This is a genomic window from Saccharothrix obliqua, from assembly GCF_019375475.1.
GTDB classification, from domain to species: domain Bacteria; phylum Actinomycetota; class Actinomycetes; order Mycobacteriales; family Pseudonocardiaceae; genus Actinosynnema; species Actinosynnema obliqua.
The window spans coordinates 112,539-130,352 of the sequence record NZ_JAHXGQ010000014.1 but is presented as its reverse complement, the minus strand read 5'-3'; the positions used below and the strand labels follow the sequence as shown (position 1 = coordinate 130,352).

The following is a 17,814-nucleotide window of genomic DNA, read 5'->3' as shown; positions in this document are numbered from 1 at the left end:
ACAATACACCCCGGGTCGGTCAGTCGATCGGACCAAGGTGTCACTACTCGTTGTCCCGCCACCGCTTTGCGTTCGACGACGGCCCGGGATTCACCTCACGCGCACCGTTCGGCCGGACCGCCGATCTGCGGTCCGGCCCCGCGCAGGTTACGCGCGGTGCGCGCCCCGCCGTGCCCTGGTACCGGGCACGGCAGGCGACCCGGCGCACCGACCTGGGGAACAGACCTCCCGGTGGCCTGAACGGGGGACGTGCGGTCGGCACGTTCCGTCACGCGGTGCGACCGCCGTCTCAGGTGGCCCGGCGCGGAAAGCCGCCCCCCGGTTCACCTCTCCGCGGCCGGAGAATTCGTCGTTGTCCGAGCAAACCAACATCACGTTCCCACGAGTTGCCTCATTAGGGGTGGTGTGCGCAACGGACCCGCCCGGCACAATTCCGAGCATTCCTCATGATCGACCCGCGGGCGACCAGCGGATTTGTGGAACGCGGTCACGGATTAGCGAGCGTCCGCAGTCGCGGAACACCGTCGACGCCGTGGAAAAGAACGTTCAGCACGCCGTTGACGCACCGGGGCGGTGTGGCGCCGGTAACATCGCCGAGAACCTCGACGGTCGTTTCACCGGGCGTCCAACGCGCGAGTTCGCCACGCCGGTCGGTGTTGCCCGGGTTGCTCAACCAGTAGACGTGCCCGCCGCAGCGGTGCACGTTCAGCACGGACGTGTCCAGGGTGAGCACGCGGTCGCCCTGCCTCGCCGTGAGCGGGCCCGGGAACGCCACACCGACCTCGTAGGGCGGGAAGGCCGCCGTCAGCTCCCAGTCGTCGGCACGCACCAGCAGGGCCGACCGGCACGCGTCCGGACCGCTCGGGACGCGCTCGGGCGTCGCGTCCGCGCCGAGCCGGTACCAGACCGCGCACTCCTGGCCGGGCGTCGTCTCCCGCCACTGCACGGCATCCGCCTCACCGGTGAGCAGCGACGTGGTCCACCCCGCGTCGGGACAGCGCTGTCCGCGGCGGCCGAGGTCGGCCGCGTCGAGGAAGGTCAGGCAGTTCTCGCCCTCCTGGACGGCGAGGACGCCGCCGGCCGCCGCGAAGCTCCCGGTGGCGAACCGCGCCGTCGCCACGGGCCTGGCCCCACCGGCGACGTCCGCCGCGAAGACGTCCACGCCGTCACCGGACGTCTGGTGGGCGACCAGCCCGCCGCCGATCAACTCGAACTTCAGCGGGGCGGGCGCGGCCCGCCCGAGGACGACGTCCGCGACCGGCCCGCCGCCGACCGCCCGGCTGCCCAGCCGCCACGCGCCGTCCGGCGCGCGCCGGGCGAACACCGCGTGCCGGGAGTCGGCGGCGACGTGCTCCGGCCGGTCGACCCCGTCCGCGAGCACGACGTCCGCCCAGGCCAACCCCGTGACGCCGACCCTCTCGACCTGCTCGGGTTCCGCCGTCGGCGGTGACACCGAACCGCGGAGCGCCAGCACCACCACGACGACGAGGACGAGCGCCGCACCGAAGATCACCCTGCGCATGGCGACACCCTGCCACGGGCGCCGCCCCGGCCGGGTTCGCCGCCGCGATGTTCACCCGTGCCACCGATCGCCCGCCCCGACCGGTCGGACCCGGGTATCCGTGCCACCGGTTCGGCGCCGGGGCCGGCCGGCGGACGCGGCCACCTCGGACATCGGCGTTCTCCGACCGCGAACTGTGCACGTCCTCCGTTGCGCGAACACCGGTATGGCGGTGCAGCTGCGGGTGTTCTCCCTTGACGAACGCCCGAAAAACTACAACCTGTAGTTGAACCCGCCTGAGCATTACCTCGATCGGGTACCACCGCCGTCTCAACAGGAGCCCGTCATGACGCAGACGCAGCCACACCGCGAGCACATCACCGCGTTACCCGCGGGGTTGACCTTCGAGCCGGGGCCCGGACCGGACCGCCCCGCGCTCCACCGCCCCCGCGGCCACTGCCCGCGTGGCGGCCCGGCGGTGGAGACCCGCTGGCCCGACGACGTCACCCACCTGACCGTCACCAGGATCGGCGTCCAGCACCCCGACGCGGCGGCCGGGCGCGCCGCCGCGGCCGTGGCGCTGCGCCTGCTGGCCGGACCGCACCGGCCGGACAAGGTCGAGCGCTGCCGCCTCCGGGACCTGACCGGCCACCTGCCCGGCACGCCCGCCGACGAGGTCCTGGTGTGCTACTGGACCGACCCGTCGACACACGTGAGATGGTGGAACTCGCCGCCGGTGCGGGCCTGGTGGGACACCCTGCCCGAGGACGGCCCGCTCGGGCACTGGGTCGAGACGACCACCACCCCGGTGCGCCGCACCGAGACCATGTACTCCGCGCCGCACGCGGCCGGTTCCGCGACGCTGGCGAAGGTCGGCTGGACCGGGTTGCACGACTACCCCGGCGCCGCCCGCGACCGCATACCCGCCACCGGCGACCTCGGCCCCGGCGGGGTCCCGGACCCGGACCTCGAACCCGGTGGCTCGCCGCTCGGCCGCCGCGTGCGGATCCGGGCCTCCGACGACGGCCTCTGCTTCATCCGCACCGCCCAGGACTGGACCCGCGCCCCGGACGAACAGCTCCGCCCGTACCGGGCCGAGGTCGAACCCGCCTACCTCGCCGCGGTGCGCCACCTGGCGCGGCGGACCGAGGGCTGCCTGTCGGCGCAGTTCCTCGACGCCGTCGGGCCGGACGGCCGACGCGGCACGGGTTCCGAGGCCGTGCTCTGGTTCCGGTCGCTGCACGACCTCCTGCGGTGGGCACGCGACCACCCGACCCACCACGCGATCCTGAACGCCTTCTGGACCGCGATGATCGCCCCGTTCGGCCCCGAAGCCCTGCGCCTGGTGCTGTGGCACGAGGTCCACGTGCTCCCGGAGAACTCGCTGATCGCGGAGTACGTCAACTGCCGACCCCGCACGGGTTTGCTGCCCTGACCACGCGGCGCACGCGGGTCGACCCGTTGGCGGGCACCGGGTTCGCCCGCGTGGCGGTGCGTGGTGCGGCGGCGCCGGCCGAGGCGATTTCCAAGATCATCGCGGTGGTCGCCGGTGTGCTACCTTCCGCAGAATGCGCGGAACTTCGACGCAAGGTCGTGCGACGGTCGCGTTCCACCGGGTTCTCGCGACGCTCGTGCTGGCGGTGTCCCTCCTCGGTTCGGGCGCGGTGGCCCACGCCGGCACGTCGAGGGGCCCGGTGCGCGCGTGCGAGTGCGCGACCCCGTCCATCGACCGGTACCAGCAGTGGCTCGCCTCCGGCGAGGGCACCACCGTGCCGGCGACGGGCAGCCTGCTGGTGCGCGAGGGCCGCGGGTACGCGGCCAAGGTGGCCTTCCTCAAGGCCGAGTGGCACGTGGTCGTGCTGTGGCTCGGCAACCGGTTCGAGGCGCAGGCCGACCTCTCCCGTTCCGGCGGGTTCTGGTTGACCTACAGCGCGACCGACGACCTCTACGTCCAACTGCGCCCGGCTTCCCGCTGGAGCGGCGGGGACAAGTGGCTCACGCCGATCCCGTCGACGGGAGGCCAGGTGGTGCGCAAGTTCTTCAGCTTCGCCCCGGACCAGTGGACGTGGCTGCCCGAGTTGGGCAAGCCGGCCTACTCGCTGGCGTCGGCGCTCGGCGAGGCCCGCGGTCTGGTGTTCGTCGGCAAGACGCCCAACAAGCTGGAGTTCCGCGGCCTCCAGGTGGACGGCTACCAGCCCCCGTGCCGATGATCGGCGCCTGAGCGCGGCACATCGCCTGCCGCACAACGGTTCCGCAGGAGGCGGAGTTGATCGGACGAGCGCTCGTGCCACTGGCGGTGGCGATTTCGGGGCTGGCGTGCGCGATCGCCCCGGCGCAGGCGGAACCCGTCGGCTGCACCACCTCGATCGAGTGGGTGCACGAGGGAAGCAACCACTACTACGGCCGGGGCAACGTGCGGTGCGACACCGGCCGTTACAAGGTCAAGGTCGTCTGCTCGGACCTCCAGGCAGGCACCGGATACGTCGTCTACGGCACGCAGGTGGTCAACGCGCCGGCCACGGCCACGACCACCTGCCACAGCGGCAACGTCGCGCGGAGCGTGCACGCGGTGGAAGACCCGCCGCCGTCCGGTGTCACCGGCTGCGTCTCGTGGGCGGAGTGGGTGGCCGAGGGCATCAGCCACTACTACGGTCGCGGCAAGGCGCAGTGCGACACCGGCCGCTACACGGTCAAGATCGTCTGCATGAACCTCCAAACGGGCGGGACGTACGTGGTCCACGGCACCGAGGTGCAGGCGCCCGACGTCGCCGCGGCCACCTGCTACAGCGGGAACATCGCGGACACCGTGGAAGCCGTGCCCCGGTGACCGGCCACCCGGCTCACGCCTTCAGCCGGGCGGCGCGGGACTCCAGGTAACGCTGCTCGGCGATGCTCGCGGTGGCCTTCGCGGCGCGGCGGTAGTTCGCGAGGGCGCCCGCCACGTCACCGGCCTTCTCCAGCAGGTGCGCCCGCACGGACAGCAGCCGGTGGTGCTCGGCCAACCGCCCGTCGCCGTCCAGTGTGGACAGCAGCGCCAGCCCGGCGGCCGGACCACGCACCTCGGCGAGCGCGATCGCCCGGTTGAGGGTGACCACCGGGTTCGGCGCGATCCGCTCCAGGACCAGGTAGAGGGCGTGCACCTGCGCCCAGTCGGTCTCACCCGCCGAGGCCGCGTCGGCGTGCGTGGCGGCGACGGCGGCCTGCACCTGGTACGGCCCGAGCGCCGGACCCGCCAGCGACGCCTTGGCCAGCAGGACACCCTCCTCGATCAGCTCGCGGTCCCACTGGGCCCGGTCCTGCTCGGCCAGCGGCACCAGGTCGCCGGTCGCCGTCGTGCGGGCCGCCTGGCGCGCCTGCGTCAGCAGCATCAACGCGAGCAGCCCGGTCACCTCGCTGTCCGCGGGCAGCCGCGCGTGCACCGCCCTGGTCAGCCGGATCGCCTCGCGTGCCAGGTCGGCCCGGTGCAACTCGCGGCCCGAGGAGGCGGTGTAGCCCTCGTTGAAGATCAGGTAGAGCACGTGCAGGACGGCACGCAGCCGCTCCACGCGCTCCTCGCCGACCGGCGGGCCGAACGAACCACCCGCGGCCCGCACGCGTTGCTTCGCCCGGCTGATCCGGGCCGCCATCGTGGCTTCCGGCACCAGGAACGCGCGGGCGATCTCGGCCGTGGTCAGGCCGCCGACCGCACGCAGCGTCAGGGCGATCCGGGACGCCTCGGTCAGCGCCGGGTGGCAGCACAGGAACAGCAGGACGAGCGTGTCGTCGGTGTCGGGCACCTCCCCCGGCGGCACCTCGGCGGCCACCGCCGCCTCCCGCGCGCGCCGTGCGTGGTCGCTGCGCACCTGGTCGACGAACCGCCGGGACGCGACCGTGAGCAGCCAGCCGCGCGGGTTCGCCGGCAGCCCCTCGACCGGCCACTGCACGGCGGCGGCGAGGACGGCCTCCTGCACGGCGTCCTCGCACCCCTCGAACCGGTCGTGCCGGCGCACCAGCGCGCCGAGGACCTGCGGCGCGAGTTCACGCAGCAGGTCCACGACGGCGGGTGGGGTCACGCCTCCAATTGTCCGTCGGCGAACATCACCTGTCGCACCTCGACCCCCAGTCCCTCGATCGCGGCGTCCGGGATCCGCGTCGCCAGCTCGACCGCCCGCGCCTTGTCCTCGCAGTCGACCAGGTAGAAGCCGCCCAGGTGCTCCTTGGCCTCCAGGAAGGGCCCGTCGGTCACCACCGGCCGACCATCGCGCACGGACACCACCGCCGCCTGCGACGGGTCGACCAGCGCCTGCATGGCGATCAGCTCACCGGATCGCTTGACCTCCTCGATGAACTCGCCGTGGCCCGCGCCGAGCGCCGCCCGCTCCTCGTCGGTCAACGCGTCCAGCACGGCCGGGTTGATGTGCATGCTGATCAGGAACTTCACCAAGTGCTCCTCGTGGGTCCACGAGCCCCGTCCGGGCTCGCCACCGGTTCGTCGGACCGGATGCCGCCGTTTTGACATCCCACCCGATCCCATGCACGTGTCCGTCGTCACACCACCGGTCGGCGACGCCACCAGAGCACCAGCACGACCGCCGCCACGAGGCAGCCGCAGGCCGCCGTGGTCAACACCGCCGTGCCGGTGTTCACCGGACCGGTCAGCGCGACGCCGACGCCTGCCGCGACGGTGACGGCGGCCTTGGTGATCCCGGAACCCCCGCCCGCGCGCTCGGGCGGCACCACCGCTTGCGTGGCGACCAACGTCAACGCGTTGGCCACCCCGAGAGCCGCCGCGGCGCACGCGCCGACCGCGGCGTAGAGCGGCAACGTGCCCATCAGCGGCAGAGTGGCCGTGGCCGAGGCCGCGACGGTCAGGCACGCCGCCATGACGGGTACCGCGCGACGAACCGCCACACCGCCCGCCACCGGCCCCGCCACGGCCATCAGCGCGGCGGACGGCAGGAACACCAACCCGGCGGTGGTCGCGTCCAGCGACCAGACCCGGTGCAGCGTCAGCGGAACGACGAAGAGGAACACCACGGTCACCGCGTTGGCGACCATCCCCGCCGCGGTCAGCGCGACGAAGGAACCGTTGCGCGCCAACGAGAACTTCGGCCCGCTCCCCCGCGCACCCCGGGACTCCGGAGCACGCGACGCGGCGACCACCGCCACCGCCACGACCAGCACGTTGAGCCAGAACACCGACCGCCAGCCGAACACGTCGGTCAGCACCCCGCCCGCGAACGGCCCCGCGGCGGTGGCCACACCGCCCAGCCCGAGGGCGACGCCGACCGCCCGCCCGCGCCGCTCGGGCGGACCGACCGCGGACAGCAGCGCCAGACCCGCCGGCATGAGCAGCGCCCCACCCGCGCCCTGCACCACCCGGCCCGCCACCAACACGGCCAGTCCGGGCGACACCGCGCACACCGCCGACGCCACCCCGAACAGGCCGAGACCCGCGCGCAGGACGCGTCGGCGGCCCAGCCGGTCCGCCAGGGCGCCACCGCCGAGCATCAGCACACCCACCGCGAGCAGGTAGGCGCTGACCACCCACCGCACGTCGGGCGAGCCACCACCCGACGCGCTCCCGATCGCGGGAAGGGCCTGGTTCAACGCGAACGAGTCCAGTTGGACGCAGAAGACGCCGAGCGCCACCGCGATCAACGCCCACCGCTGCCCGGTGCGTGCGCTCATCGACCGACCACCTCTCACACACGTGGCGACCCGGAGCCGCCACAGGTTGACGGGTCAGTCAGCGGGGGAAGCGCACGCCGGAACAGCCGACTCGAACGTCGGAGCGCGTGCCGGAGGGTGAACGCCGACAAGGCGGAGAACGCCGCGAGCCTACCACCCGTCGACAGCGACGGCCTCGTCACGCGGAATCCCTTGCGTCGTGGGGAATCCTGCTCCGAGCGGGGTCGCGGCAGTGCCGTCTTGTGGTCACTTCCGGCGGTTCGCGGGCGGCGTTAGCGTGAGGACATGATGCGCCGACTGCTCAGCGTCACCGCCGCCGTCGTGCTCGCCCTCACGGCGGTTCCCGCACCCGCGTCCGCCGCCGTGCGGGCCGTCGACCTCGGCCTGCTGCCCGGCGGTGACCGCAGCTCCGCCGCCGCGGTCGACAACGCGGGCACCGCGGTCGGCTACGCGAACACCGGGACCGGCTTGACGCACGCGGTGTCGTGGTCCCGCGACAACCGGATCACCGACCTCGGCACGCTGCCCGGCGACGAGGAAAGCTCCGCCGACGGCATCAGCGACTCCGGTGTGGTGTACGGGCACTCCTACACCGGGAACGGGCCTCTGCACGCGGTCCGCTGGGTCGATCACGTGATCGAGGCGCTGCCGCCGCTGCCGGGTCACGTGGAGAGCCGCGCGGCGGCGGTCAACGAGGCGGGCACCGTGGTCGGCGTCTCGGCCAACGCCGACCGCACCGAGGAGCACGCGGTCGCGTGGGAGCGCTCGGGGAGGCTCGTCCGGCTGGCCGAGCTGCCCGGCGACCCGACCTCCGAGGCGATCGACATCAACCGCGCGGGGCGCATCGTGGGCTACTCCGGCGGGCACGGCTCGGTCGCCGACCTCCACCCGGTGGTCTGGGCGCCCGACGGCAGTGTCACGCCGCTGACGTTCGACGGCTCGAACAGGGGCTTCGCCGCGGGCATCGACGACGCCGGCGTCATCGCCGCCACCGTCGTCGACCGCGACGGCCGCCGCCACGCCACCCGCTTCCGGCCGGGCGGCCAAGTCGACGACCTGGGCGCCGACCTCCGCGCGACCGGTGTCGGCGACGACGGCACGGTCCTCGGCTACCGCTCCGACCGGGGCCGGATGCACGGCTGCCGCTGGCTCCCGGGCACCACGGCACCCGAGTTCCTGTCCCTCGACTTCCAGATCGCCGCCGTCAGCCGCCGGGGCGTGACCGTGGGCGCGACGAGGGGTGGCGGCCGGGTGGTGCACGCGATGGCCTGGGGGCGCGACGGTGAGGACGGCACGCGGCTGCCGACTCTCGGCGGCGTCAGCGGTGGCGCGCACGACGTCAACGACCACGGCGTGGCGGTCGGCTCCACCGAGGTCCCGGGAGGTGCGCGGCACGCGGTCCGCTGGCACCTGTGAACCGACTACCCTCGGCCCGGTGGACCCCGTGACGACAACGCGGATCTCGATCCGCCGCGCCACCCGGGCGGACGCGGAAGCCGTGACGGCGGTGTTCCTCGCCTCCCGCGCCGCCGCGATGCCCTACCTGCCCCGCCTGCACTCCGACGCGGCGACCGCGGCCTGGATCAGGGACGTCGTCCTGGCGCACAGCACGGTGTGGGTGGCCGTCGACGGTGCGGAGGTGGTCGGGTTCAGCGCGCTCGACGGCTCCGAACTCGACCACCTGTACCTCCACCCGGACGCGTGCCGCCGGGGCATCGGCAGCCGACTGCTCCGGATCGCGGTCGACGCCGCGCCGAACGCGTTGCGGCTGCGGGTCTTCCAGCGCAACACCGCCGCGCGCGCGTTCTACGAGCACCACGGTTTCGTCGCGGTCGACCACGACGACGGCACGCGCAACGAGGAGAACGAACCCGACATGACCTACCAGCTCGGGAAGCGCTGAACCGCGCGGTCCGAAAGGGACGTCACCGCGCGGGGCCATCCCTTTCGGACCGTCCTCGGTGGACCGGGTCAGCCCCGTCCGGGCAGCAGGCCGTCGAGGGAGATCGCGTAGACACCGGTCGGACCGCAGTGGGTCTGCCACGGGCAGCGCTCCTCCACCACCACCAGCCGGGAATCGCCGCTGACGGTGGGCGAGGTGACGAACGCGGTGCCCGGTCGCGGCTCGGGCAGGGTGATCTCGGCGCCGGTCGACTGGTCGAGCACGAAGGCGTGGGAGTCGGCGAACGCGTCCTGGGCACGGCCGAGCCGGTCGTGGCCGATCACGCTGCCGGAGCGGTTGGCGGACACCACCCTCGCGGTCCAGGTCTGGCTGTCCTCCGCCCACGTCCGCAACGTCACGGGGGTGCTGCCGGGCGCGGTGGAGACCCGGTGGAGCTGGAAGCGGTAGTTGTCCGCCCGGGTCACGTAGAAGAGCCAGGCGCCGTCACCGCTGATCCGGTAGGAGCCACCGGCCGGCAGGGTGCGCAGTTCGCCCGTGGTGGCGTCCAGCAGCGTCGGCCGCGACGCCTCGCTGTCGTCGGCCTGGTAGTGGAACACCAGCTTGCCGCCGTCGTCGGACACGACCGCTCCGCCCGTCCGCCGGCAGCTCGCGGGGTCGATGTCGCACGCGAGCAGCGTGGTGGTCCGGTTGCCGACGAGGTCGTGGCGGTGGATCAGGTTGTCGTGCCCCCGTTCGCCCAGACCCGCCCAGGTCAGCCACCGGCCGTCCGCCGACAGGTCGACCGTCTCGTAGAACCACCGGTCCGGCATGGTCGCGATGCGCCGCACACCGGATCGCAGGTCGTGGTGGAACAACGCGCCGCGCTCCGCCGGGTCCAGGCCGCTCTCGCCGGTGGAGTAGGCGAACGTCGTGCCGTCCCAACCGATCGCGGAGTGCCGCCAGTCGGCACGCAGGGGGCTGCCGTCCTCCTTCCGGCTCACCAGGGTGGTGCCACTGGCCCGCACGTCCTTGCGCACCAGGAAGTACCCCAGTTCGCGGTTCGTGCGGTACTGCTCGGGCACCATGTTGCTGTTGGTGCGCACCGCGAACAACGCGTACCGGCCGTTGCCGGACAGGTCGATGAACATCCTCTCCCTGGCCGACTCCGGATTCCCCGCCGCGTCGGTGTCGAGCCGGGTGAACCTGGTGTCCGCCGGCGGAGCGGCCCCGGACACCGGCGTGACGCCGATCTGCACTGCCGCGACCGCCGCCAGCAACGCCGTTGTCCTGCGCAAATTCCCCATAGCCATCCTCTCGGTAGCCGGGCGATGACCGAGAGTGTGGCAGAATTCCGGCTGCCCGAAGGGGAACTCTTCACCGGGCCGCCACCACGCCGTCCACATCGGACGCGCGGCCTTAAGCTGGTGCCGTGGACGACTACCGCTCGCGGCTCCGGCAGGTTCTCGACGCGCACTCCGCGGAGGTGGGCGCTCGGCTGCGGTTCATCGCGGACGCCGTCACCGACGACGTGCGGGGTGTGGTGCTCGACGTGTTCACCGACCAGGACGGGGAGGGCTCCTTCAACGTCTGGGCCCGGTTCGACGGTCCCGACTTCTTCGCGCTGAACAAGCCCATCGACGCCCACCGCCACCTGTTCGGCGTGGTGCACGGCGCGGAGGGCTGGGAGCCCGACGTGCCGTTCCTGCCGCGGTCCGCCGGCCAGGACGTGCTCGTCGACACCGTCGCCGACTGGCTCGGCGCGGTGTGGGACGAGCACGTGCGCGGCAGCACGACGACCGGGTGGGAGATCGACTCACCGGACGGTCTCGGAACCGACCTCCCCCGGCCGCTCACGGCCGACTAGCCGGCCGCACCACCTCCGGCGCTCAGCGCGAACCCACCGCGACGTCCAGGCACGCCCGGCACTCAGGCCAATCCCGCCGCGAAGTCCAGGCCACCCCGCACTCAGGCCAATCCCGCCGCGAAGTCCAGGCCACCCCGCACTCAGCCCAGTCCCACCCGCGAAGTCCAGACACACCCCGCGCTCAGCGCGAACCCACCGCGACGTCCAGACACACCCCGCACTCAGACCAGACCCACCCGCGAAGTCCAAGCACACCCCGCACTCAGCCCAGACCCGCCGCGAAGTCCAGGCACTCCTGGTAGGTCGGCAGCAGACCGGCCGACGCGGCTTCGGCGAGCGTGGGCGCGGTGGTGTCCTTCTCGGACCTGATCGGTGGTTCCCGCGTGTCCCAGGGCAGGCCGAGGTCCGGGTCCAGGGCGTCGAGGTCGATCATCGTGCCGGGCACGTACTCGGTCGACACCAGGTAGTGCACTCGCGCGGTCGGCGTCAGCACCAGGAACGCGTGCCCGATGCCGTCGGCCAGGTACACCGACACGCCGGAACCCTCCTCCAGCCGCGTCGCGTCGAACATGCCGAACGTCGGCGAGCCGACGCGGATGTCCACCGCCACGTCCAGCACGGCGCCGTCCACGCAGGTCACCAGCTTCTCCTGGCCGGGCGGCAACACGGTGCCGTGGATGCCGCGGAGGGTGTTGTAGCGGGACACCGAGCAGTTGGCCTGCCGGACGGTGAACGGGTGCCCGATCGCCTCCGCGAGCGGTTCGTGGCGGAACGCCTCGTAGAACAGGCCCCGCTGGTCGCGGTACACCTCGGGCGTGAGGCGGAAGCAACCCGGGACCGCCATCTCGGTGATTCGCACGATCGGCTCACCACGTCCTTCCGGGATCGGGTTCGATGACCACCCGCCGGGCGGCGGCGTTGATCCGGTCGACCAGCGCCGCCTGCCGCAGCACGCCCTCCAGGTGCCCGGCGGGCGCGCTGCCCGCCACCACCGCGCGGGCGAAGGCGGCGGTGCTGCCGGCGAACTGGTCGTCCGGCGCGAGGACCACCCGGTCGCCCGGGTCCAGCTCCAGCACGGGGCGGTGGTCGGCGGGCGGGGTGTACGCCCGGTCCAGCCGGAGCCGGCCGAGGCTGCCGGTCAGCTCGTAGCGGGACCGGTAGGGGTGCTCCATGCCGAACGACAGCTCGGCGGCCACACCGCCGGGAGCCGCCAGCAGCACGTGGCCGGACAGGGTCGCGCCACGCGGCGAGTCCCGCAGCACCGCGCCGACCACGTCGCAGTCCGGGCCGAGGAAGTGCAGCGCGGTCCGCACCGGGTACACGCCGACGTCCAGCAGCGCGCCGCCGCCCACGTCGGGCAGGTACCGCATGTCGCCCGCGGGTTTCGGCGGGATCGTGAACACCGCCGACAGGCCGCGCAACTCGCCGAGCAGGCCGTCGGCGAGCCGCCGCCGCACCTCCTCGTGCTGGGAGTGGTGGAGGAACATGGTGTTCTCCATCAGCACGAGCCCGCGCTCGCGGGCCAGGTCGACCAGCGCGGCGGTCCGGTCGTACCGGTCGGTCAGCGGCTTCTCGGCGAACACGTGCTTCCCGGCGCGCAGCGCGCGTTCGACCCACTCCGCGTGCAGCACGGCGGGCAGGGGCACGTAGACGGCGTCGACGCCGTCGTCCGCGAGCAGCCGCTCGTACCCCGGCACGGGCCGGAGGCCGAAGCGCGCGCCGAACCGCTCGGCCCTGGCCGGGTCCCGGCTCGCGACCGCCACCACCTCCAGCCCCGGTGTGCGCCGCATCGCGGGCACGGTGCGCCGCGCCGCGATGTCGGCGCACCCGAGCACGCCGACCCGGATCCGGGTCATCGCCCCTCGCCGGTCCCGCCCTGCGGTACCCAGCTCAGGCCGTCCTCCGAGGCCGCGAGCCCGTCCGGCTCGACGGCACGCCCCTCGCGGGACTTCGCGCCGACCAGCGCGCGGGCCTGGAGCGCGGTGCCCTGTTCGAGGAGCTGACCCGCGCTCGCGCCGATCACCCGGTCGTCCGTGCTGTCGTCCAGCATCCGGCTGATGTTGCGCGCGCCCGAGGTGAGCCGCGCCTTGAGCATGGCGCCGTCGGCGATGTCGTCCGAGGCGACGCCGCCGACCAGCTCGACGAACGCCTCCACCTCGGTCTGGTCGCGGTTCGACAGCCGCCGGGCCTGCCAGAAGTAGGAGTCCTCGGACTGCTCCATGTCGTAGAAGCCGACCAGGAACTCGTGGAAGAGCCCGTACTCCTTGCGGTACCGGCGCTCGAACTCGCCGAACGCCTTCTCCTCGTCCACCGTGCCCGCCAGGCACGAGTTGATCGACCGCGCGGCGAGCAGCGCGCCGTAGGTGGCCAGGTGGACGCCGGAGGAGAACACCGGGTCGACGAAGCACGCGGCGTCGCCGACGAGGGCCATGCCCGGCGACCAGAAGCGGGTGTTGAGGTACGACCAGTCCTTGCGCACGCGCAGCTGCCCGTACGGCCCCTCGGTGACGCGGGTCGCGTCGGTCAGCATCTCCGAGATCAGCGGGCACGCCTCGATGAACTCGCGCATCGCCCGCTCGGGGTCGCCCTGCACCAGGCCCGCCGACTCGCGGCTGACCACGGCACCCACGCTGGTCAGGTTGGGGCGCAACGGGATGTACCAGAACCAGCCGTGCTCGAACGCGACGCTGAGGATGTTGCCCGACAGCGGCGGGTCGAGGCGTCGACCGCCCTCGAAGTACCCGAACAGGGCCAGGTTGCGGAAGAACGGCGAGTATTCGCGCTTCGTCCCGGTCGCGCCGTAGAGCCTGCTGGTGTTGCCGGTGGCGTCCACCACGTACTTCGCGCCCACCTCGTGGACGACGCCGTCGGCGTCCCGGTACCGCACGCCCACGACCCGGTCGTCGCTGCGCAGGACCTCGGTGACGGGGCTGTTCTCGCGCACGTCGACGCCGAGCCTGCGCGCGTTGTCCAGCAGGATGCGGTCGAACTCCATCCGCTCGACCTGGTAGGCGTACGACGTCGGACCCGCCATCTTCCGGGACACCGCGAACTCGAACGTCCACGGCTCGGGGTTGACGCCCCACTTGAAGGTGCCGCCGAGCTTGTGCGTGAAACCGGCCCGCTTCAGCTCGTCCTGGACGCCCAGCAGGTGCGCGATGCCGTGCACGGTCGCGGGCAGCAGGGACTCGCCGATCTGGTAGCGCGGGAAGCGCTCCTTCTCCAGCAGCAGCACGCGGTGCCCGCGCTGCCGGATCAGCGCCGCCGCGGTGGAGCCACCGGGCCCACCACCCGCGACGACGACGTCGTACCGGTCTTCGTCCTTCACGGCATCTCCTCTGGTGCACCGGGGAACGCGCGGGCGACACGCGGTCGCGCTCGCGCTGATCTTCCGGATTCCATTGTCCGGCACCGCGTTCCGGCGCTGCTACTCCTGCGCTGCTGCTCCCGGCCACCCGTTCGCCGCATTCGGAGAGACGCGCCGGGGCGCGTCCGGGCGCGATCCTCGTCACGGCGGCCGGTGCGCCGCGAGTGTCCACACCGGACGGTCCACCGACCGCACGACCCGAGGGGAAGACGACGCATGACCGACCAGAGCCGGGCGGACCGGACGACCGTCGTAGCGGTGGTCGAGGAGATCTGGCGCGACGTCCTGGACGTGCCCAGCGGGTACGAGGACGCGACGTTCATCGAGCTGAACGGCCAGTCGATCACCGCGGTGCTGATCGTGAACCGGATCGAGGAGGAACTGGGGGTGGTCGTCGACATCGGCGAGCTGTTCGAGGACCCGCGCCTGGACCAGTTCATCGAGCACGTCGCCCGGCTGTCCCGTGAGTCGCTCGCCGACCGCTGAACGCGACGCGGTGGGTCGCCCGCACCCCCGGGCGACCCACCGCGCTACCAACCGGTCAGGCCACCGTGCACAGGGTCCGCCGGGCACCCAGGTCCGACTGGCGGGCCAGGGTGACCGCGATGGGCGGATCGGTCGGCCGGCTCGCGCGCAGCGGGACCGAGAACGCGGCCGAACCCCCGTCGACCACCTTGATCGGGGTGCGCCGGTGGCCCACCGCGAACTTCTTCTCGCCGGTGCGCCCGTCGACGTGCTCGGCGGCGGCGAGCACGTACCAGCGGCCGGGCGGCACGTTGTCCAGCACGACCTCGGACGTGCCCGGTCCGATCGGCACGGCCGTGAACGCGACCGGCCCGCGCTGCGGGATCAGCTCGTCGAACAGGCCGACCACGGCGTGCCCGCCACCGGCCGACGCGGGCAGCTCCAGGCGTCCCGACACCGTTCCCCCGCCCTGCCGCTCGGCCGCCCAGCTCTCGCTCTCGGCCAGCAGCACGTCCAGCGGCGCGAGGTGCTGGAAGTGCGGCGCGCACGACACGAGCAGGTCGCCGACCAGCGGGTCGCGGTACTGGGTCGGCGTCATGCCGACCGACCGGCTGAAGCGGCTGGTGAAGGTGCCGACGCTGCTGTACCCCACGCTGCACACGATGTTCGACACCGTGTGGTCGGTGGTCAGCAGCAGGCGCTTGGCCTCGAACAGCCGCACCGCCGTGAGGTACCTCCCCGGCGCCACCCCGGTGAATTTCGAGAAGGTGCGCGAGAAGTGGAAAGGACTGACGAAGACAGCCGCCGAGATGTCGTTGATGGTGATGGGGTAGAGGTATCGCTCATGCATCATAGAAATCGCATCGCGGATAGCTAGAAGCACCAGAACCCCTTTCGGTTCCACCTGGACGCGCAGACGTGAATCATTCGAACAGCAGTGACCCCGACCACTGCCTGCACCCTCCTACCAGCACTGACGTCCGGACAACGAAATGGAGTCAACCCACCCAGCACCCATCGTGAACATTTTTCCTCATTTCCCCGACCGTCCCCGACCACACCGCCCCCGCGGCGCAGCCGGGGTCCGGCTGCCCGGCGGAGGGGCCCCTCCGCCGGGCAGCCGCAGATAACTTCGGATGCACTCTGAAAAGTCACCCCAGCGACTTGCACAGCCTCACACGCGGCGATTCCGGGCGACAACTCCGAGGTTGCGCTGTGCGGACCGCGCCGCGTGCCGCACCCGTCCGCCGACCCGCGCGCGGAATCCACGCCGGGCCCGTGGGCCGGCGTGGACGGTGGCGGGGTCGGTCAGCGGGTGCGCGCGGGTAACCCGGCGAGGCCGTGCATGATCAGGCTCCGCCGCCACACCGGCTCCTCCTGCGGCCGGGCCAGGCGCAGCCGCGGGAAGCGGGTCAGCAGGGAGTGCAGCGCGATCCGGCCCTCCAGCCGCGCCAGCGGCGCGCCGAGGCAGTGGTGGATCCCGTGCCCGAAGGCGAGGTGCTGGTTGTCGGGCCGGGCCGGGTCGAACCGGTCGGCGCCGGTGAACCGGGCCGGGTCGCGGTTGGCGGCCAGCAGCGAGACGATCACCACAGCACCGGCCGGGATCGTCACCCCGGCCAGGTCGACCTCCTCGGTGCTGATCCGCATGGCCGCCTGGACCGGGCTCTCGTGCCGCAGCACCTCCTCCACCACGGTGGCGACGGCGTCCTCCCCCTCCCGCGCCCGAGCCGCCAGCTCCGGGTCCGACAGCACCGCGAGCAGCCCGTTGCCGATCAGGTTCACCGTGGTCTCGTGCCCCGCGATCAGCAGCAGGAACACCATGGAGGTCAATTCGTGCTCTTCGAGCCGGTCCTGCCCGTCACGCAGCGCGCACAACTCCGACAACAGGTCGTCACCGGGCGCGCGGCGCTTCTCCGCCAGCAGTTCCCGCACGTAGGCGAGCATCCGCAGGGCGGTCTCGTCGAGTTCGGCCAGCGGCACGCCGCTGGCGGTGAGCAGCGCCGTCCAGCGGTGGAACGCGTCGGTGTCCTCCGCCGGCACGCCGAGCAGCCGGGTGAGCACCCGGATCGGCAGCGGCAGCGCGAACTCCTCGACCAGGTCGACCTCGTCCCGGTCGGCCAGGTCGTCCAGCAGCCGGTCGGTGATGCGCTGCACGTCCCCGCGCAGCGCGGCCGTCCGGTGGTGGGTGAACGGCGCCGACACGAGCCGGCGGAGCCGGGTGTGGTCGGGCGGTTCCAGGTTCAGCATGTGCGTGTTCATGCCCAGGTCGGTCTCGGCCGACAGCCGGCGGCGGTCGCCCACCGCGCCGGTCCGACCCCGCAACCTCGGGTCGGCCAGCGCGCGGCGGGCGGCCTCGTAGCCGGTGACCAGCCAAGCCTCCCCGCCGGAGGGCAGGGTGACCTGGTGCACCGGGCCCCGGGCGTGCAGCCGCGCGTTGCCGGCGTGCCGCTGCGACGCACCCGCGAACAGGAACTCGGTGCTTTGTAGATCTTGTTGCATGTTCGGATCGTCACTCGCCGACGCGGGCCGCCGCATCTTCCGTCGTGCGCCGCTCGACGCGAGTGACTTCGACATCCCGAAGCGTCCCAGCGCCCGATTCGGTCGCGAACGTGCCCCGAAGCGCACCAATAGCGGCGTTGAGCTGCCGTTCCGGGCACGCCACCGTGATCCGCCGGTTCGACGTCGACACCGCCAGGACGTCCACGCCCGCCTCGCCCAACACCCACCGGATCCGCGCCACCACCGCGGGTTCGACGCGGATGCCGATCCCGTGTACCGCCAATCGGACCACATCCTCGACCCGCACGTCCCGCCGACCGGCCGCCGCCAGCGCGGCGAGCACGGCGGCGAGCCGGTCGCGGGGCACCACGAAGCGGGTCTCGAACCCGGACCCGGACGGCCACGCGGTGAGCAGGTCGGCGGTCACGCCGGCCGCCGCCAGGGCCGCGGGCACGTCGGCCGGCCCGCCGGCGCGGACCGTGATCGCCGTGCCGGTCAGGTCGTGCGTCAGGTCGGTGAACACCGCGCGCTCGCCCGGCGGCCCGGCGACGTCCGCCATCACCCGC

At 72.9% G+C, this 17,814-nt stretch carries 18 protein-coding genes; 7 read left to right on the top strand and 11 right to left on the bottom strand.

Features of this window, described 5'->3' with window-relative positions:
• Positions 1-487: 487 nt before the first annotated feature.
• Positions 488-1,522 carry a hypothetical protein gene (locus KZQ38_RS32395; protein WP_219447734.1) on the bottom strand — a complete coding sequence of 345 codons (1,035 nt, stop codon included), beginning with the start codon at positions 1,520-1,522 and terminating at the stop codon, positions 488-490.
• A gap of 325 nt (positions 1,523-1,847) precedes the next feature.
• Here KZQ38_RS32395 and KZQ38_RS32390 point away from each other — a divergent pair, with 325 nt between their 5' ends.
• The 3 genes from KZQ38_RS32390 to KZQ38_RS32380 all read left to right on the top strand — a co-directional run bounded on the left by KZQ38_RS32390 (position 1,848) and on the right by KZQ38_RS32380 (position 4,328).
• Positions 1,848-2,936: a phenylacetaldoxime dehydratase family protein gene (locus KZQ38_RS32390; RefSeq protein ID WP_219447733.1), complete on the top strand. Its 1,089-nt coding sequence runs from the start codon at positions 1,848-1,850 to the stop codon at positions 2,934-2,936.
• A gap of 133 nt (positions 2,937-3,069) precedes the next feature.
• Complete coding sequence (locus KZQ38_RS32385; protein WP_219447729.1) at positions 3,070-3,711, top strand: hypothetical protein; 642 nt, start codon at positions 3,070-3,072, stop codon at positions 3,709-3,711.
• Between the two features lie 56 nt (positions 3,712-3,767).
• The gene (locus KZQ38_RS32380) at positions 3,768-4,328 is read left to right on the top strand and encodes a hypothetical protein (RefSeq protein ID WP_219447728.1); all 561 of its coding nucleotides are present in this window, start codon (positions 3,768-3,770) and stop codon (positions 4,326-4,328) included.
• 13 nt (positions 4,329-4,341) lie between these two features.
• On the opposite strand, the gene KZQ38_RS32375 is transcribed toward KZQ38_RS32380, so the two are convergent.
• From KZQ38_RS32375 to KZQ38_RS32365, 3 genes are all read right to left on the bottom strand, one after another.
• Positions 4,342-5,553, bottom strand: coding sequence for an RNA polymerase sigma factor (locus KZQ38_RS32375; RefSeq protein WP_219447727.1), 1,212 nt, complete (start codon positions 5,551-5,553; stop codon positions 4,342-4,344).
• Positions 5,550-5,921 carry a YciI family protein gene (locus tag KZQ38_RS32370; protein ID WP_219447726.1) on the bottom strand — a complete coding sequence of 124 codons (372 nt, stop codon included), beginning with the start codon at positions 5,919-5,921 and terminating at the stop codon, positions 5,550-5,552. Before KZQ38_RS32370 ends, KZQ38_RS32375 begins: the two co-directional genes overlap by 4 nt.
• Before the next feature lie 107 nt (positions 5,922-6,028).
• Positions 6,029-7,171: an MFS transporter gene (locus KZQ38_RS32365; protein WP_219447725.1), complete on the bottom strand. Its 1,143-nt coding sequence runs from the start codon at positions 7,169-7,171 to the stop codon at positions 6,029-6,031.
• A gap of 285 nt (positions 7,172-7,456) precedes the next feature.
• On the opposite strand from KZQ38_RS32365, the gene KZQ38_RS32360 reads away from it, so the two are divergent.
• Positions 7,457-8,587: a hypothetical protein gene (locus KZQ38_RS32360; protein ID WP_219447724.1), complete on the top strand. Its 1,131-nt coding sequence runs from the start codon at positions 7,457-7,459 to the stop codon at positions 8,585-8,587.
• A gap of 19 nt (positions 8,588-8,606) precedes the next feature.
• The gene (locus KZQ38_RS32355; RefSeq protein WP_219447723.1) at positions 8,607-9,074 is read left to right on the top strand and encodes a GNAT family N-acetyltransferase; all 468 of its coding nucleotides are present in this window, start codon (positions 8,607-8,609) and stop codon (positions 9,072-9,074) included.
• A gap of 68 nt (positions 9,075-9,142) precedes the next feature.
• Here the strand turns inward: KZQ38_RS32355 and KZQ38_RS32350 are convergent, their stop codons facing one another.
• A complete protein-coding gene (locus KZQ38_RS32350) occupies positions 9,143-10,357 on the bottom strand; it encodes a TolB-like translocation protein (protein WP_219447722.1) in 1,215 nt (404 codons plus the stop codon).
• Positions 10,358-10,482: 125 nt separating this feature from the next.
• Here KZQ38_RS32350 and KZQ38_RS32345 point away from each other — a divergent pair, with 125 nt between their 5' ends.
• Positions 10,483-10,917 (top strand): DUF6389 family protein, encoded by a 435-nt coding sequence (locus tag KZQ38_RS32345; protein WP_219447720.1) that lies wholly within the window; start codon positions 10,483-10,485, stop codon positions 10,915-10,917.
• Between the two features lie 262 nt (positions 10,918-11,179).
• Here the strand turns inward: KZQ38_RS32345 and KZQ38_RS32340 are convergent, their stop codons facing one another.
• Genes KZQ38_RS32340 through KZQ38_RS32330 form a run of 3 tightly spaced genes read right to left on the bottom strand, consistent with a single transcriptional unit; the run spans position 11,180 to position 14,245 of the window.
• Positions 11,180-11,776, bottom strand: coding sequence for a dTDP-4-dehydrorhamnose 3,5-epimerase family protein (locus tag KZQ38_RS32340; protein WP_219447717.1), 597 nt, complete (start codon positions 11,774-11,776; stop codon positions 11,180-11,182).
• 7 nt (positions 11,777-11,783) lie between these two features.
• The gene (locus tag KZQ38_RS32335; protein ID WP_219447715.1) at positions 11,784-12,773 is read right to left on the bottom strand and encodes a Gfo/Idh/MocA family protein; all 990 of its coding nucleotides are present in this window, start codon (positions 12,771-12,773) and stop codon (positions 11,784-11,786) included.
• The gene (locus tag KZQ38_RS32330) at positions 12,770-14,245 is read right to left on the bottom strand and encodes a tryptophan 7-halogenase (RefSeq protein WP_219447713.1); all 1,476 of its coding nucleotides are present in this window, start codon (positions 14,243-14,245) and stop codon (positions 12,770-12,772) included. The genes KZQ38_RS32335 and KZQ38_RS32330 overlap by 4 nt, the downstream gene beginning before the upstream one ends.
• A gap of 255 nt (positions 14,246-14,500) precedes the next feature.
• On the opposite strand from KZQ38_RS32330, the gene KZQ38_RS32325 reads away from it, so the two are divergent.
• A complete protein-coding gene (locus tag KZQ38_RS32325) occupies positions 14,501-14,770 on the top strand; it encodes a phosphopantetheine-binding protein (protein ID WP_219447712.1) in 270 nt (89 codons plus the stop codon).
• A gap of 55 nt (positions 14,771-14,825) precedes the next feature.
• On the opposite strand, the gene KZQ38_RS32320 is transcribed toward KZQ38_RS32325, so the two are convergent.
• From KZQ38_RS32320 to KZQ38_RS32310, 3 genes are all read right to left on the bottom strand, one after another.
• A complete protein-coding gene (locus KZQ38_RS32320) occupies positions 14,826-15,599 on the bottom strand; it encodes a helix-turn-helix transcriptional regulator (RefSeq protein ID WP_219447711.1) in 774 nt (257 codons plus the stop codon).
• A gap of 458 nt (positions 15,600-16,057) precedes the next feature.
• Positions 16,058-17,248: a cytochrome P450 family protein gene (locus KZQ38_RS32315; protein ID WP_219447705.1), complete on the bottom strand. Its 1,191-nt coding sequence runs from the start codon at positions 17,246-17,248 to the stop codon at positions 16,058-16,060.
• Positions 17,249-17,258: 10 nt separating this feature from the next.
• Positions 17,259-17,807, bottom strand: coding sequence for an ACT domain-containing protein (locus KZQ38_RS32310; RefSeq protein WP_219447703.1), 549 nt, complete (start codon positions 17,805-17,807; stop codon positions 17,259-17,261).
• Positions 17,808-17,814 lie beyond the last annotated feature (7 nt).